Source organism: Gluconacetobacter brunescens (assembly GCF_048695475.1).
GTDB lineage: Bacteria > Pseudomonadota > Alphaproteobacteria > Acetobacterales > Acetobacteraceae > Gluconacetobacter.
Window position 1 is genome coordinate 883,319 of record NZ_JBLHEN010000002.1, and the last position, 14,448, is coordinate 897,766.

Here is a 14,448-nt window from a genome sequence, read left to right on the forward strand (position 1 = left end):
TACGCGCCGCATTCATAGCGGCGGGGGCGTATTATCATGTTCAACCGCTGCGTCGTCAGCGGTTGAACATCCGAGAGTCCTCCTGGCAACGCAGCTTCACGAAAGCAGTGTCATGTCAGACGGATCATCTCTCTCCTCTTCCTCCCCGGCCTCCCTTCCCCTGGTCGGCCTGTTCGGTTTCGGCGCCTTCGGCCGGCTGATCGCCACCCATCTGGCCGCCCATTGCCGCATCCGCGTCCACGATCCTGTCCTGCCGCCCGGTCCCGTCATGCAGGGGGTCACGGCGACGACGCTGGAAGACGCGGCAGGCTGCCCGATCGTGATCCTGGCCGTTCCGGTCACGCGGATGCAGGCGGTCGCCCGCGCGATCGGTCCACATTTGCCGCCTCATGCACTGGTCGCCGATGTCGGATCGGTCAAGATCCTGCCCGCGGACATCCTGTGCCGCGAACTGCCGGAGCATGTCCGCATCATCGCCACCCACCCGCTGTTCGGCCCGCAGAGCGCGCGCGACGGCATCGCCGGCCACCGGATCGTGCTCTGCCCGCTACGCGGCACCCGGCCCGGCCCCATCGCCGCGTTCCTCCGCCACACCCTGGGGCTGGACGTCATCCTGACCACGCCCGACGCCCACGACCGCGACGCCGCGATGGCACAGGGCCTGACCCATCTGCTAGCCCATATCCTCTCCGAAATGGGCCCGATGCCCGAACGGATCAGCACCAGCAGTTTCGACCTCATCCGCGCCGCCGCCGCCATGGTGCGGAACGACGCCCCCGAGGTCTCCCATGCCATCGCCCACCTCAATCCCCATGCCCGCACCGTCCGCCAGCAATTCTTCGCCATCGCCGGCCGGATCGCGGAAAGTGATGAAGCGCACGACGCAGCCCCCTTCCCGGCAAGGGCATTCGGGTGAAAGATGATGGCGTCTTCGAGAGGGAGAAGAAGATCATGACAACGATCGACCCCGTGACCTATGTCGTCGCCGACGCGCATACGGCGCGCCTGCTGCGCCACGAAGGACATGCGCTGCACACGACCGACCACATCGCACCCACCGAACATTTCGCCGCGACCATCGCCGAGACGCTGAATCGCGGCGTGACCGACGGCACGATCAGCCGCTTCATCCTGGCCGCGCCCGGTCATCTCCTGCACGCCATCCGCGCCGAACTGACCGGCGTCGCGCAGGACAAGCTGATCCTGGCCGTACCCAAGGAGCTGGCGCAACTGCCCGACCACGACCTGATCCAGCATTTCGATATTCCGGCGACCGGCTGGCCATAACCCGCCCTCCGAGCGCGGCGCTGGGCGGCCTACCTAGGCTCCGGCGCCCTCGGTGCCCGCCCCGCTCGCGCTTGGGCGCCGGGCCCACGCCTCCAGATCGAGAAAAGCCTCGATCATCCGTTCCAGCGCGATCGTGCGGCTCGGCAGGTCCGACTGCCGCGCCTGCCAGTCCTCGACGCGCCGGAGAATGGAATCATTCAGCGTGACCGTTACACGCTCGCCATCTCCCGAGGCCCGCGAAGGCGAAGGCGCCTGCACGGTCCGGGGCGCCTGCAAGACCGAATACAATCCCGCCACCTGGGCGCGCAGCGCGGTCAGGTGCGACAGGATCTCGATGGCGGTCAGATCAGCCATGGCCGTTTCCTCCGAACCAGACAGGGACCGCGAAAGACGCGGTTACCCGCTTTCGTAGCGCGCCATGTCCGCAATGGTTGCATCCCGGCCCCGGCGCGGCACGCCCTCCTTCTGGACACCCACGAACGTTCCCGGTCATATGCGCCATCGGCGGGCCAGCGCCCGGACAAAAGCCTGATGGATGCGCGCTTTGAGACAAAACGGCCATGCCGGAAATCCGGATGCGAGGATCGAGATCCTGTTCGCGTTTGAAAATCCGCTCCCCAGCGCCGAGGCCGACGCCGAAGTCTTCATCACGACCGCCCGCTATCTGGCCCGCCTGACCTCCCGCGCGCGGCTGCATGTTCCCATGCGCGACCGGGCATCCTGCGCGGCCCTGGCCGAGGTCACGGGCCTCGACATCGTACGCGCCTGGGCACCGGCCGGCCCGGCTGCCCTGCGCCACCTCATGTGCGGCCTGACCATCGTCTGCCGCCACGCCTTCCGCCAGGCCGATCTGGTCTATACCCGCAATCTGTGGATCGCCTGGATGGCCATCCGGTTCGGCCAGAAGGTGGTCTTCGACCATTATCGCCCGTGGCCCGACCAGATCCCCCCGCTCCGCCGCTGGCTGTACCGGCTGATGAACCACCCGCGCTTCATCCTCCATATCTGCCATTCCGATTATACGCGGCGGAAATATCTGGAACTGGGCGTGCCCGCCGGAAAACTGCGCTGCATCCATAACGGCTTCGAACCCGGGCGGCTGGATGCGATCCCCGCCCCGGACGCCGCGCGAGAGGCCCTGTCCATCCCGGCGACCGCCCGAACGATCGTCTATACCGGCCGGATCAACCAGAAAAAGGGGCTCGATGTCGTCATCGAGGCGGCGCGCCTGCTGCCCGACCGGCTGTTCGTCCTCGTCGGCTCCTATGGCGACGGACCGATCGAGGAAAAAGCCCGCCTCCTGCCAAACGTGCGGATCGTTCCCTTCCAGCCGTCCGAGGCCCTGGGCCGATATGTCGCGGCGGCCGATATCCTGCTGGTCCCGCCGTCGCTCCAGCCCCTGACGCGCTTCGGATCGACAGTGCTGCCGCTCAAGCTGTTCTTCTACCTGGCCTCCGGCCGCCCGATCCTGGCCGGAGCGACGCCGGACGTGCAGGAAATCCTGCACCACGAAGAGAATGCCTATCTCTGCCAGCCCGATTCTCCCCAGGCCCTGGCGGAAGCCGTGCGACAACTGACCGACGATCCCATCCTGTGCGCGCGTCTCGCCGAGGCCGCGCAGGCGGAAAGCCGTACCCTGACATGGGAAGCCCGCGCCACGCGGATCATGACCGCGATCTCCGAACGCCTCTTCGCCCCGGCCGAGCCGGCGCAACGCTGGAAGGCACGCCAATGGCGGCAGTACCGACACCAATCCTGGCGCTGGCTGAAACATCTGCTGCGCACCGGGTCGCCGATCCTGCCGCCCTCCGGCTCCTGAACCGGCAGCCGCGAGCGGTTTGACGAAAATGGGTCTCTCTTTTATCCTTGAACCCTCGAGGGCATGTTCATCTGCGGCACAGACCGCACCCGTCGCGCGTGACAGGGCGAAGATATTAACGCGCACGCCCCGACGCGACTCATGTCCCCGACGGACGGTTTTCATAGCTTGATCATTCGCACCTATCTTCTGCGCGAAATCGGTAAACCCCTGGCAACCATGCTGGTGGTGTGCATGGCCCTGTTCGCCGGCTACAGCGCCGCCGATTTCCTGTCGGACGCAGTCAACGGATTACTGTCCACCAACACGATCGTGGAACTGATCGTGCTCAAGCTCCTGATCAGCCTGGAAGTGCTGGTCCCGGTGGCGCTGTACCTGTCCATCGTGCTGGCGCTGGGCACGCTGTACGGCAATTCCGAAATCACGGCGCTGCATGCCCTGCGCGTCACTCCCGGCATGCTGCTGCGCCATGTCATGACACTGGCCGGCTGCGTCGCCATCGGGGTCGGCATCCTGTCGCTGGCCGTGCGCCCCTGGGCCTATGAGCGCCTGCATGCCCTCTCGCGCAGCGCCGAACTGACGCTGGACGTCGATGCGATGCAGCCCGGCACCTTCTATGTCGTGCAGAACGGCGCGCGCGTCATCTTCCTCACCCGGCGCCAGGGCCCCAACGGCCCGGCACGGGATATCTTCGTCCAGTTGCGCCGCCCCAACGATACCAGGATCATCCATGCCGAACTCGGCTATCCGGTGGCCGATGACGGCAAGGGCCACGCCGATTTCTACGTGCGGCTGAAGAATGCCCATATCTACGATATCGGCACCCGGCCGGGCGCGCATGACGAGGTCCTGAGCGTGCGCGAAATCACGCAGGACCCGAACCGCCATGTGGTGGAAGCGCCGAACTACAGTTCGGTGACCGCCGGCAGCCTGCGCATCGCCACCTCCCACAAGCCGGCGGACGTGGCGGAATTCCAGTGGCGCCTGTCCACGCCCCTCACGACCATATTGCTGGCGATGCTGGCCGTGCCGCTGGCGCGCGGCCGCCCCCGGCAGAACCGCTATGGCAAGCTGGGGACCGCGATCCTGATCTTCTTCGTCTATTACCTGCTCTATACGTCCGCCCGCACCTGGGTGCAGCACGGCATGGTGGCCTCGTTCCCCGGCATCTGGTGGGCCCCCGCCCTCTTGGCGGTCCTGACGGGCTTCATGCTGCGCACCCAGATCGCCGATCTCCTGTTCCGGCGGGCCGACGCGACATGAAACTGAAACGCTTCGACCGCTATATCCAGCTCGTCACGCTGCGGGCCTTCGTCCTGGTCGCACTCGGGCTGACGGCCCTGTTCAGCCTCCTGGAATTTGTCGACCAGCTCTCCTTCGTCGGGCAGGGGCAGTATCACCTGGCCGATGCCGCCGCCTATACCGCCCTTCTGGCACCGGCCCGCTTCATGCAGGTCACGCCCATCGCCCTGCTGCTGGCGTGCCTTCTGGGCCTGGGCGGCCTTGCCAAACATTCCGAACTCACGGCCCTGCAAGGGATCGGGCTGTCCGAAATGCAGATCATCGGCGCCGTGCTGCGCCTGATCGTGCCGACGATCGTGCTGCTGTTCCTGGTCGGACAGTTCGTCGTGCCCTCGGCCCGCCACATGGCGCAGCAGGGGCGCGCCACCGCCCTCACCTCCGGCGCTGTGAATGCCGCGGACAACACCGCTTTCTGGGCCCATGGCGACCAGCAGTTCCTCGGCGTCCACCGCTTCGTCAACGAAACGCTGGGCGAGGATATCGACATCTACCGTTTCGACGACCAGGGCGCGCTGACACGCTATCTGCACGCGGCCCGCGCCACGATCGGCGCGGACGATAACTGGGTACTGACGGACGTCACGCGCAAGGACATCGTCGCCGACCAGTTCCACACGAGCCATCAGGACAGCATGACCTGGCATGCCTTCCTGTCGTCGCGGCAGATCCGCTTCCTCAGCCTGCCGCCCGAAAGCGTGCCGCCCATCGCGCTGTATCGCTACATCCGGGATCTCAAGCGGCATCATCTGCCGGCCACACGCTACGAGCAGGAATTATGGTCGCGCATCAGCACGCCGTTCGCCATGATCGCGCTGATCGCCTGCGCCGCGCCCTTCGTCTTCGGGCCGCCGCGCTCGCAAAGCCTCGGCTATCGCATGGCCATCGGCATCGCGATCGCCATCGTGTTCTCACTCGGGCAGGAAATCACCAACCGGCTGGGCCTGCTGCTGGACCTGAATCCGGCGATCACAGCCCTCACCCCTCCCGTCCTGCTGATGCTGTCGGCAGCCTACCTGTTCATCCACACCAGAGAATAAGAGGCTGCTTGCAAAGTCGGCCTGCCGGCGATCCGGCGGGCCGACTTTGCAAGCAGCCTCTCACATCAGCCTTGTTTTGAGATTGACGCATAACCAGGGCTCCGCCCTGGACCCGGCAGGGCCTGAGGCCCTGCACCCCAACCATTTGATAACGAATGGGTTTCCAAAGGGCGACTGCCCTTTGGTGGGTCAAGGGCAACGCCCTTGCCGCAACATCACGGCACCAGAGGCGCCTCGGTCTCGACCGCGAACACCGCCTGATCAAGGCGGCGTTCGCCGGGGCGCGGCGCCTCCACGGCCAGACCATCCAACCCGGCCATGAACGCACCGTCACACAGGCGCTGCCGCGCCAGCAGCAGCATCAGGATCGCCGTGAACCCCACGATCTCGAACGTGAAATAAGCCAGCGGCACGCGGCAGATCACGCAGAGAAAGATGCCGATGGTCCGATAATTGGCGGAAAGGATCGACCAGCCGCGCAACGGCGGCGCAAAAGCCTCGCGATAGGCCTGGCGGATCACCGGTGCCCGGTCGGGATACGTGGCCAGCAGGGCCGCGAGCCGCTGGTTCAGCCCCGCCTCTCCGCCCGGCGCGGTCAACGCCTCAAGCCGGTTATAGAACCCGAACAGCAGGTCGCCCATGCGCCGGCCAGAGCAGGCCTTCGCCCGCGCCACCGGTGCCGATCCACGCTCCCAGCCCCAGAAATTATAATCCTGCCGCTGCCGTTCATAGGCGGCGGACTGCACCGCATGGCATCCGCCCGCCAGCACAACCAGCGCCCAGACCCACGCGCCGTACAGGGCGGAAAGCGCCAGCGCCAGCCCGACATAGACCGAGACGAATGTCACATAATCGCAGATGCCGTCGAGAATCTTTCCGGTCTGCGACTGCTTGCCCGTCAGGCGCGCAAGCTGGCCGTCCGCACCGTCCATGATATGCCAGACGACCATAAGCAGGAACCCGGCAACCGCGAAACGCAGGTCGCCGACATGATGATAAGCCACCCCGGCCAGCACTCCGGCCGCCATCCCGCCCAGCGACACGGCATTGGGCGGTACTCCCAAGCGGGCAAAATGCCGCGTCAGCCATCCGGAGACCGGGTGGATAACGTGCAGGTTGGTCAGTTCTTCGATTTCCGACGTGCGCCGCACGGGGTCTGTCTGCTGCAACACGATGGCCGCCCTTGTTTCCCTCGTCCCCCGGGCCCACACGGACCGGGGCAGTCCCTGTCAAAGCGGCCCCGGGGTCAAAGCAGCCCTTGGGCCATCAGACGTTCGGCCTTGTCATAGGCCACCGGATCATCGACATCGATCCACAGGCGCTCGCCAATATCGAGGACATGCGCCTTGTGCCAGCGGGCCAGCGTGTTCATGGCACCGGAGATACTGTCCTCGCCCTCGGCCTGGCTGCTTTCCAGCGCATCGAACATCTCCGGCGTACACCGGAAGATCCCCGTATCGAACGCATTGAATTCCACCAGCGACTTGCCGATACGCTCGATCCGTCCATCCCGGCACAGAACGCGCGTCACATCGTCCGGATCGTTCAGCATGCGCTCCACATTGCTGTCGACGCCCAGCGTCACGCCGCCCCGGCCAGCCGGGATTGCCGCCATCAGGCGATTGATCTCCGGGTCCAGCACATGGTCGCACATCGTCAGCAGAAACGGCCCGTCGAGGAACGGCCGGGCACAGAGAACGGAAACCCCGTTGGCACGGTCCCATGCCGGATTATGCACATGGGTGATGCGCACCCCGTCACATTCCGCCATCCCGTCCAGGGCCGCGCGCAGTTCGTCGCCGCGATAGCCGTTGATGATGACGAATTCATCGACTCCGCCCTGACGGGCACGGTCGATGACCTCGGCGATCAGGGGCCGCCCCCGGATCGGGACCAGGGGCTTGAGCGGCCCCTTGTCACGCAGGCGGCTGCCCTGCCCGGCGGCGACGATCAGGCACTTCATCAGGCGGGAACGGCCTCGGTCGAATGGGTGGTGATGAACTCTTCGACCATCTTGTACGCCTCGTCATCCGTGTACTGGACCAGCGGATGCTTGCAGAAATAGGCGCTGGGCGCCGCCAGAACGCCACCAACGCCGGAATCGAGCGCCAGCTTGCAGCAGCGGATCATGTCGATGGCCACACCCGCCGAATTCGGCGAATCCTGCACCGACAGGCGCAGTTCCAGTTCCATCGGCACGTTGCCGAAGGCGTGACCTTCCATGCGGATGAAACAGACCTTGTTATCGTTCTGCCACGGCACATAGTCGCTGGGGCCGACATGGATATCCTCGTTCTCCATGCGCGTCTTCGCGACGGCCTGCACCGCTTCGGTCTTCGAGGTCTTCTTCGACGCCAGACGCTCCTGATTCTTCATGTTCAGGAAGTCGGTGTTGCCGCCCGTATTGAGCTGGTACGTATGCAGCATCTTGACGCCGCGCTTGGCGAACAGGTCGGTCAGCACGCGGTGGACGATGGTCGCGCCAAGCTGCGACTTGATGTCGTCACCGATGATCGGCACGTTGCGCTCGGCGAATCGGGCGGCATATTCCGGATCGCTGGCAATAAAGACCGGAATATTGTTGATGAAGCCGACCCCGGCCTCCAGCGCGCATTCGGCATAGAAGCGCGTGGCCTTCTCCGATCCGACCGGCAGGTAGTTCACCAGGATCTCGGCACCGCTGCGGCGCAGCTCCGCCACTACGTCTTCCCGGCTCGGCTCGGGGGCGTCGGCCCGCACGAAGCTGCGCTTCTCGTCATAATTGGCCATGTGCTCGGACATACCGTCCAGCACCGCGCCCATCCGGACGGTCACGCCGCTGTCGGGAATGTTCGGCTCGAACTTCACCACGCAGTTGGGGGCGGAGAAGATGGCACGGCTCACATCGGTGCCGACCTTGCGCGCATCGATATCGAACGCCGCCACCACCTCGATGTCGCTGGGACGATAGCCACCGAGGCTCTCGTGCATCAGGCCGATGACTTCCTCGTTGTGGCGGTTCGGGCCGTAATAATGAATGCCCTGGATCAGGGCACTGGCACAGTTGCCGACCCCCACGATCGCGATACGGATACCGCCCTTAGTCTTCATAATGTTCCCCTGCCCTCTTCGAGACCATAAAAAACAAACCGTCGCGACGGCCGCCGGCCGCACGACGCATCAAAACGCACATTGTCGCCTGAAGGGACCCGGTACCGGCACGCGATGCGGCTTCGGCCCACTCGATCGCCATACCGCGCTCACTCCCTGGTGCGATCCCCGCCGATCGCCACAAGCCTCCTGCTTCTTGGCGAGCATCGGGGAAATCAGACGCCAGATCAAGAATGCGCCCCGTCGGATCCCCCCTCCGCGAGCATGCCGCCATGCCCGTTGCACGCGCCCATGGCCCAGATGCAGCCGCTTTCGGTTCTTATGTTACATGAAACGATGGTCTTTTAGTTAATTTAAGTTAATATCCAAAGCGCAGAAGGCCTGCTTCCCACACTGAGGCAGGCTGAATTTCTTAAATTAAACAATTAAGAAACAACAAGTTGAAAAAATACGATCTACTCAGGAAAAACACACTCGTCGCAAAAACACCGTCTTCGTTCTGTCATATTTGACATAAAATAAAATCAATCCGGGCCGAAACCTCGCCCCGTTGGTTACATTTCCTCACCTGGCCCGAAAGATTGCTGTCGCGGCGGCCACATTGCGCGCCGTCACCCGCACATTGGTCGCCGCCTCGGCCAGGGCCTCCTCCAGCGTGCAGGGCCGGTTGACGACGCTGAAGACGGCATCGATTCCATGGGCATGCACCTTTGCCGCATCGTGGCCCAGCGACCCGGCGATCCCGATCACCGGCCGTCCGTGCCGGCGGGCGACACGGGCCACGCCGATGGGGGCCTTGCCATGCACGGTCTGCCCGTCGATCCGGCCCTCGCCGGTAATCACCAGGTCGGCATCGGAAAGGATGGCATCCAGCCCCAGCGCCTCCATCACGATCTCCACGCCCGGCCGCAGGGTGGCATCCAGGAATGCCAGCGCCGCCGCCCCCAGCCCCCCCGCCGCGCCGGCGCCGGGAACGGCGTCGACCTCCCGCCCCGTCGCGGCCGCGACATGCCGGGCATATCCGGCCAGCGCGCCATCCAGCAGGCCCACCATCTCCGGCGTCGCCCCTTTCTGCGGACCGAAGATCGCCGAAGCGCCGAACGGGCCGGTCAGCGGGTTATCGACATCGCAGGCCACCTCGATCCGGCAGCCCGCCAGCCGGGCGTCGAGGCGCGACAGGTCGATACGCGCCAGACGCGCCAGTTCCGCGCCGCCGAACGGCAGTTCCACCCCGTCATGGTCACGCAGCGAGGCCCCCAACGCCTGGGCCATGCCGGCCCCGCCATCATTGGTGGCGCTACCGCCAAGCCCGAGAATGACATGCCGGCACCCTTCGTCGAGCGCCGCGAGGATCAGTTGCCCGACGCCGTAGGTCGTGGCCGCCAGCGGGTCGCGCCGGTCACGCGGTACCAGCATCAATCCGGCGGCCGCCGCCATTTCCACCACGGCCGTCTGCCCGTCACCCAGAATGCCGAATGCCGCCATGACGGGTGCCCCCAGCGGCCCGGTCACCTCCCGCGCCAACATCCGCCCGCCGGTCGCCAGCACCAGCGACTCCGCCGTACCTTCGCCCCCATCGGCGGCCGGCAGCTTCACATAGGTCGCATCGGGATAGATTGCGCGAAATCCGTCCTCGATCGCATCGGCCACCTGAAGGGCCGACAGGCTTTCCTTGAAGGAATCACACACGATTACAATCTTCATCGTCGTTCCCCGTTTTTTATTTTACGGGCCGCGCCCGTCGTGTGTTTCCGTGCACCGGAGCGGAGCGGCCTTGATGGCCGTGAGCACCGGAGCGCAGAAAACGCGCGTCGGATCGCCACCAGCGCGCATGTCCGGCCACGCTTTCAGCGGTTGACGCGGGAGGGGGACATACGCAACACCAACACCACGCCCAGCACCGCCATCGCCGCCAGCAGGGCCAGCGCCCCATCGGTCCGCTGCGTCGCGTCCTTGACCCAGCCGACCAGATACGGGCTGACGAACCCTGCCAACTGTCCCATCGAATTGATCAGCGCCAGCCCCCCGGCCGCCGCCGCCGGGCTGAGATAACCGTTGCAGAGCGGCCAGAACATCGGCAACCCGGTCAGCGCGCCCGCGGTCGCCACTGTCAGCGCCCCCAATGCCACGGGCATCGAGTCCGGAAACCGCGCCGCCAGCGCCAGGCCGCCGGCCGCCATCAGCAGCGGAACAGCCAGATGCCACCGCCGCTCGCGCATCCGGTCGGCCGAACGGCCCATGCCGATCATGAACAGGCTGGCCGCCACATAGGGCACGGCACTCAGCCAGCCGATCATCGCCGCATCATGGATGCCGCTGGAGCGGATGATCGTGGGCAGCCAGAAATTGATCGCATAAACGCTGGCCTGGATGCAGAAATAAAGCAGCCCGAGCATCCAGACGGCCGGATTGCGCAGCACGGCCCCGAAAGTATCGGCCAGTTGCTTCGGCTGCTCCAGCCGGTCGCGCCGCAACGCCTCACTGACCGCCGCCCGTTCCTCCGGCGCCAGCCATGCCGTCTGCTCGATCGTGTCGCTCAGCAGCATCACCATGCCGATGCCCAGCGCAACGGTCGGCAATCCCTGGAGCAGGAACAGCCACTGCCACGCTGCCAGCCCGCCGGGCGCGGCGGCGAAATGCGACAGCATCCAGCCCGACAGCGGGCCGCCCACCACGCCCGAAAGCGGAATCGCCGACATGAACAGGGTCAGCGCCCGCCCCTGCCGCTCGGAGGGGAACCAGCGCGTCAGATACAGCACCAACCCCGGAAAGAATCCGGCTTCCGCCGCTCCGGTGACGAACCGCAGCAGATAGAAACTGGCCGGACCGGCCACGAACATCTGCGCGGCCGACAGCAGGCCCCACACGACCATGATCATCGCCAGCCACCGCCGCGCGCCCACGCGCTGCAACATCAGGTTGCTGGGCACGCCGCAGGCGATATAGCCAAGGAAGAAGATCCCGGCGCCGAGGCCGTATGCGCGCTCGGACATATGCAGCGCATCGAGCATGTCCAGCTTGGCGAAGCCGACATTCACCCGGTCCAGGTAATTGAACAGGTAACAGACGAAAATATAGGGCACCACCCTGCCCGCGACCTTGCGAAAGGTCGCATCCAGCCGGTCCACGGCCGACGACGAGAGTGCGGAGGCTGCGTGCATCATTCTTCCCCGATGCTTGTTCTTCTTGCCCGGCCACGTCCCGGGGCGGGATACGGACGGGGGCGCGACACCATGCGGCGTTCGGGCCATTGGATCGACCCTACGGGCAGAACCGCCCCGCCGTCTTGGTGCATATGCACGATAAATATGCCAGAATTGGCACAAAATTCCGGGCATATGACAGGCAAACCATGACGATATCGGACCCAACTGCCCAGAATGCGCCCTCCGACGGCATGGGGCGGCCGGATATCGACCCTTCCCTCGCTCAGGCGATCGTCGATCGCTCGATGGCCATTACCGGCTGCAACATCAATGTGATGGACGCCCGCGGCGTCATCATCGCCAGCGGCGATCCCGCCCGGCTGGGCCAGATCCATGACGGCGCCCTGCTGGTGCTGGCACGCAGCAGCGCGGTCGAGATCGAGGCCCGCGCCGTCCGGCAGTTCGGCGGCGCGCGGCCGGGCGTCAACCTGCCGCTGCGGATCGGCCGCACCATCGTGGGCTGCGTCGGGCTGACCGGCGCGCCCGGCACATTGCGCCCCTATGCCGAACTGGTCCGCATGGCGGCCGAGACGATGCTGGAACATGCGCGCCAGAACCGCACCCTGTCGCGCGATGCCCGCCTGCGCGAGGAACTGGTGCTGAGTCTGGTGCGCGAGGCCACCACGCCGCCGGCCCTGTCCCGGTCGGCGGCCCGGCTGGGCATCGACCTGCGGCAGCCACGGGTCGCCGCGATCATCGAAATCCGCTCCGAGGGGCCCGACGCCGCCTCCCTGCTCGGCGAGCGGCATCACCTGATCAACCTGCTCTGCGAGCCCGAACGCGGCAATCTGGTCGCCCCCCTGTCGCTGGCCGAAATCGCGGTGCTGAAACCGGCCCTGACCACCAAGGGCACCTGGAGCCTGGACTGGCATCGCGAGCGGGCACACCGCCTGCTGGCGCGGGCACGCGCCGCCACCGGGCTGGACCTGCGGCTGGCATTGGGGGGCTTCATCGAAGGGGCGGACGGGCTGGTACGCTCCTTTCACACGGCACGGGCCACGCTGGATGTCGGACGGCGCCTGCATGCGGCGCGCGACCTCCTGTTCTATGACGAAATGCGCCTGGCAGTCCTGCTCGATGCCCCCTCCCAGGACTGGCGCACGCAGGAACTCCGGGCTCCGTTGCGCCCCCTGCTGGAAGCCCCCGGACAGGCGATGCTGCTGCATACGCTGCGGACATGGCTGGCCCACGGCATGCGGCCGCAACCCACCGCCGCGGCCCTCGGCCTGCACCGCAACAGTCTCGACTACCGCCTGCGGCGGGTCGAAACCATCTGCGGGGTCGACCTGGGTTCCAGCACGGATATCGTCGCGCTGTTCTTGGCACTGCATCTCACCCCGGACATGCCCCCGCTGACCACGCCCACCCCGGAAGACGCTTCCTGAAGCCAGCCCGTTACAGACTGTTTCTTTCCCTCCGGCCCGCCCGTGCCCATCATCGCCTCCAGTTCATTCATGGAGGCGCTGACCATGCCGTTGACCCGAATCCTGCTGCCCTGCCTGCTCATTGCCTGCCTGCCCCTGCTGGCCGCCTGCGGCGGCGATGACTCCGATGGCGCCTGCCGCTCGGGACGTGGCGGGGGGCACGGCGGTTCCGGCGGCTTCGGCGGTCACCACGGCGCCGGTGGCGGCATGGGGGGTGGCATGGGCGGAGGTGGCATGGCCGGGGGGATGGACGGCGGAATGGGTGGAGGAATGGGTGGCGGCGGCTTCAGCATGGGCGGTGGCGGTATGCATCGCGGCATGGGTGGCATGAGCGGCGGCGACGATTCGTCGCCCGCTCCCTGCGCCCCGTCCAGCCACGCAAAAGGCAAGGCCTCCACCCGGATGCACGAGGTCACGCCCGATCAGGCCACGATCGGCGACGAACAGCACTGACCCGCTCAGGGCATGGCTGCGTTGCCACCCCCGCCGCGCCCGCACGCAACCCCTCCCGGACGCTGACGTTTCGATCCATGCCCGCGTCCACCCCGAGAGGCGCGAAACCAAGGAGGCACGGAAATGGGCGAATTCAAGGACAAGGTCAAAGGCCATGCGGACACGGTGGTCGGCGAGATCAAGCGCAACGTCGGCAAGGTGACCAAGAATACCGACCTGGAAGCCGAAGGCGAGGCGCAGAAGCTGAAGGGCACCGCCGAAAAGGCGAAGGGCGCCGTAAAGGGCACGATCAATAAATTCTAAGCACCAGGCGCCCAGGATCGCCGGGGCCTGTCACAAAGGCAGGTCCCGCCGATCGCAGATCGCCTCCATCGCCATGTACGAGGTAACGGTATCCAGCTCGACCCGCGCGATCAGCGTACGATAGATGGCGTCGAAGGCATTCATATCCGTCGTCACGATCTTCAGCATGTAGTCGTACTCACCGGCGATCCGGTAGAAATCGATCACATTCGGCACCGACACCACCGCCTCGCGAAAGCGGTCCAGCCAGTCGCGGGAATGGTGGCGCGTGCGTACCATCACAAAAACCGTCAGCCCCAGCCCAAGGGCTTCGGGATCGAGCAGCACCGTCTGGTGCCGGATCATCCCGCGCTCGCGCAGAGCATGCAGCCGCCGCCAGCAGGCATTCTGCGACAGCCCGATCCGCTCGGCCAGGTCGCGCTGCGACAATCCGGCATCGCGTTGCAGGGCCTGAAGCAATGCCCGATCAAAATGATCCAGTTTTTCCGCCATACCCGATCATATGACCCAATGTTGGTCATTTCAAT

General features: G+C 65.8%; 15 protein-coding genes. 8 read left to right on the forward strand and 7 right to left on the reverse strand.

All coding sequences use genetic code 11. The features are described from left to right. Positions 1 to 112 precede the first annotated feature (112 nt). Both ACMAUO_RS16315 and ACMAUO_RS16320 read left to right on the forward strand, forming a co-directional pair. Positions 113 to 916 (forward strand): prephenate dehydrogenase/arogenate dehydrogenase family protein, encoded by an 804-nt coding sequence (locus ACMAUO_RS16315; protein WP_420357981.1) that lies wholly within the window; start codon positions 113 to 115, stop codon positions 914 to 916. Between the two features lie 35 nt (positions 917 to 951). Beyond that, the gene (locus tag ACMAUO_RS16320; protein WP_420357982.1) at positions 952 to 1,287 is read left to right on the forward strand and encodes a host attachment protein; all 336 of its coding nucleotides are present in this window, start codon (positions 952 to 954) and stop codon (positions 1,285 to 1,287) included. A 33-nt stretch (positions 1,288 to 1,320) separates the two neighbouring features. On the opposite strand, the gene ACMAUO_RS16325 is transcribed toward ACMAUO_RS16320, so the two are convergent. Then, positions 1,321 to 1,641 (reverse strand): hypothetical protein, encoded by a 321-nt coding sequence (locus ACMAUO_RS16325; protein WP_420357983.1) that lies wholly within the window; start codon positions 1,639 to 1,641, stop codon positions 1,321 to 1,323. Positions 1,642 to 1,831: 190 nt separating this feature from the next. On the opposite strand from ACMAUO_RS16325, the gene ACMAUO_RS16330 reads away from it, so the two are divergent. The 3 genes from ACMAUO_RS16330 (at position 1,832) to lptG (ending at position 5,445) form a co-directional block, all read left to right on the forward strand. Further along, positions 1,832 to 3,106, forward strand: coding sequence for a glycosyltransferase (locus ACMAUO_RS16330; protein WP_420357984.1), 1,275 nt, complete (start codon positions 1,832 to 1,834; stop codon positions 3,104 to 3,106). A 168-nt stretch (positions 3,107 to 3,274) separates the two neighbouring features. Then, positions 3,275 to 4,369 carry an LPS export ABC transporter permease LptF gene (lptF, locus tag ACMAUO_RS16335; RefSeq protein ID WP_420357985.1) on the forward strand — a complete coding sequence of 365 codons (1,095 nt, stop codon included), beginning with the start codon at positions 3,275 to 3,277 and terminating at the stop codon, positions 4,367 to 4,369. Next, positions 4,366 to 5,445, forward strand: coding sequence for an LPS export ABC transporter permease LptG (gene lptG / locus ACMAUO_RS16340; protein ID WP_420357986.1), 1,080 nt, complete (start codon positions 4,366 to 4,368; stop codon positions 5,443 to 5,445). Before lptF ends, lptG begins: the two co-directional genes overlap by 4 nt. 215 nt (positions 5,446 to 5,660) lie before the next feature. On the opposite strand, the gene ACMAUO_RS16345 is transcribed toward lptG, so the two are convergent. From ACMAUO_RS16345 to ACMAUO_RS16365, 5 genes are all read right to left on the reverse strand, one after another. Next, positions 5,661 to 6,617, reverse strand: a complete 957-nt coding sequence (locus tag ACMAUO_RS16345) for a CDP-alcohol phosphatidyltransferase family protein (RefSeq protein ID WP_420357987.1) — start codon at positions 6,615 to 6,617, stop codon at positions 5,661 to 5,663. Positions 6,618 to 6,691: 74 nt separating this feature from the next. Then, positions 6,692 to 7,408 (reverse strand): phosphocholine cytidylyltransferase family protein, encoded by a 717-nt coding sequence (locus tag ACMAUO_RS16350; protein WP_420357988.1) that lies wholly within the window; start codon positions 7,406 to 7,408, stop codon positions 6,692 to 6,694. Continuing rightward, positions 7,408 to 8,535 (reverse strand): inositol-3-phosphate synthase, encoded by a 1,128-nt coding sequence (locus ACMAUO_RS16355; protein WP_420357989.1) that lies wholly within the window; start codon positions 8,533 to 8,535, stop codon positions 7,408 to 7,410. Before ACMAUO_RS16355 ends, ACMAUO_RS16350 begins: the two co-directional genes overlap by 1 nt. Positions 8,536 to 9,099: 564 nt before the next feature. Continuing rightward, a complete protein-coding gene (locus tag ACMAUO_RS16360; RefSeq protein WP_420357990.1) occupies positions 9,100 to 10,239 on the reverse strand; it encodes a glycerate kinase in 1,140 nt (379 codons plus the stop codon). Positions 10,240 to 10,382: 143 nt separating this feature from the next. Beyond that, the gene (locus tag ACMAUO_RS16365; protein ID WP_420357991.1) at positions 10,383 to 11,699 is read right to left on the reverse strand and encodes an MFS transporter; all 1,317 of its coding nucleotides are present in this window, start codon (positions 11,697 to 11,699) and stop codon (positions 10,383 to 10,385) included. Positions 11,700 to 11,887: 188 nt separating this feature from the next. Here ACMAUO_RS16365 and ACMAUO_RS16370 point away from each other — a divergent pair, with 188 nt between their 5' ends. The 3 genes from ACMAUO_RS16370 to ACMAUO_RS16380 all read left to right on the forward strand — a co-directional run bounded on the left by ACMAUO_RS16370 (position 11,888) and on the right by ACMAUO_RS16380 (position 13,921). Beyond that, complete coding sequence (locus ACMAUO_RS16370) at positions 11,888 to 13,126, forward strand: sugar diacid recognition domain-containing protein (protein ID WP_420357992.1); 1,239 nt, start codon at positions 11,888 to 11,890, stop codon at positions 13,124 to 13,126. 84 nt (positions 13,127 to 13,210) lie between these two features. Then, on the forward strand, positions 13,211 to 13,618 hold the full coding sequence (locus tag ACMAUO_RS16375) for a hypothetical protein (RefSeq protein WP_420357993.1): 408 nt from the start codon (positions 13,211 to 13,213) through the stop codon (positions 13,616 to 13,618). 123 nt (positions 13,619 to 13,741) lie between these two features. Next, complete coding sequence (locus ACMAUO_RS16380) at positions 13,742 to 13,921, forward strand: CsbD family protein (RefSeq protein WP_420357994.1); 180 nt, start codon at positions 13,742 to 13,744, stop codon at positions 13,919 to 13,921. Between the two features lie 30 nt (positions 13,922 to 13,951). On the opposite strand, the gene ACMAUO_RS16385 is transcribed toward ACMAUO_RS16380, so the two are convergent. Continuing rightward, positions 13,952 to 14,413, reverse strand: coding sequence for an Lrp/AsnC family transcriptional regulator (locus ACMAUO_RS16385; protein ID WP_420357995.1), 462 nt, complete (start codon positions 14,411 to 14,413; stop codon positions 13,952 to 13,954). Positions 14,414 to 14,448: the final 35 nt, after the last annotated feature.

Bases quoted from the DNA above. Each gene is read 5' to 3' on its own strand.
- ACMAUO_RS16325 (WP_420357983.1), bottom strand. From the start codon at position 1,641: ATGGCTGATCTGACCGCCATCGAGATCCTGTCGCACCTGACCGCGCTG.
- ACMAUO_RS16360 (WP_420357990.1), bottom strand. From the start codon at position 10,239: ATGAAGATTGTAATCGTGTGTGATTCCTTCAAGGAAAGCCTGTCGGCC.
- ACMAUO_RS16385 (WP_420357995.1), bottom strand. From the start codon at position 14,413: ATGGCGGAAAAACTGGATCATTTTGATCGGGCATTGCTTCAGGCCCTG.
- ACMAUO_RS16380 (WP_420357994.1), top strand. From the start codon at position 13,742: ATGGGCGAATTCAAGGACAAGGTCAAAGGCCATGCGGACACGGTGGTC.
- ACMAUO_RS16365 (WP_420357991.1), bottom strand. From the start codon at position 11,699: ATGATGCACGCAGCCTCCGCACTCTCGTCGTCGGCCGTGGACCGGCTG.
- ACMAUO_RS16370 (WP_420357992.1), top strand. From the start codon at position 11,888: ATGACGATATCGGACCCAACTGCCCAGAATGCGCCCTCCGACGGCATG.
- ACMAUO_RS16355 (WP_420357989.1), bottom strand. From the start codon at position 8,535: ATGAAGACTAAGGGCGGTATCCGTATCGCGATCGTGGGGGTCGGCAAC.
- ACMAUO_RS16320 (WP_420357982.1), top strand. From the start codon at position 952: ATGACAACGATCGACCCCGTGACCTATGTCGTCGCCGACGCGCATACG.
- ACMAUO_RS16350 (WP_420357988.1), bottom strand. From the start codon at position 7,408: ATGAAGTGCCTGATCGTCGCCGCCGGGCAGGGCAGCCGCCTGCGTGAC.
- lptG (WP_420357986.1), top strand. From the start codon at position 4,366: ATGAAACTGAAACGCTTCGACCGCTATATCCAGCTCGTCACGCTGCGG.
- ACMAUO_RS16315 (WP_420357981.1), top strand. From the start codon at position 113: ATGTCAGACGGATCATCTCTCTCCTCTTCCTCCCCGGCCTCCCTTCCC.
- ACMAUO_RS16375 (WP_420357993.1), top strand. From the start codon at position 13,211: ATGCCGTTGACCCGAATCCTGCTGCCCTGCCTGCTCATTGCCTGCCTG.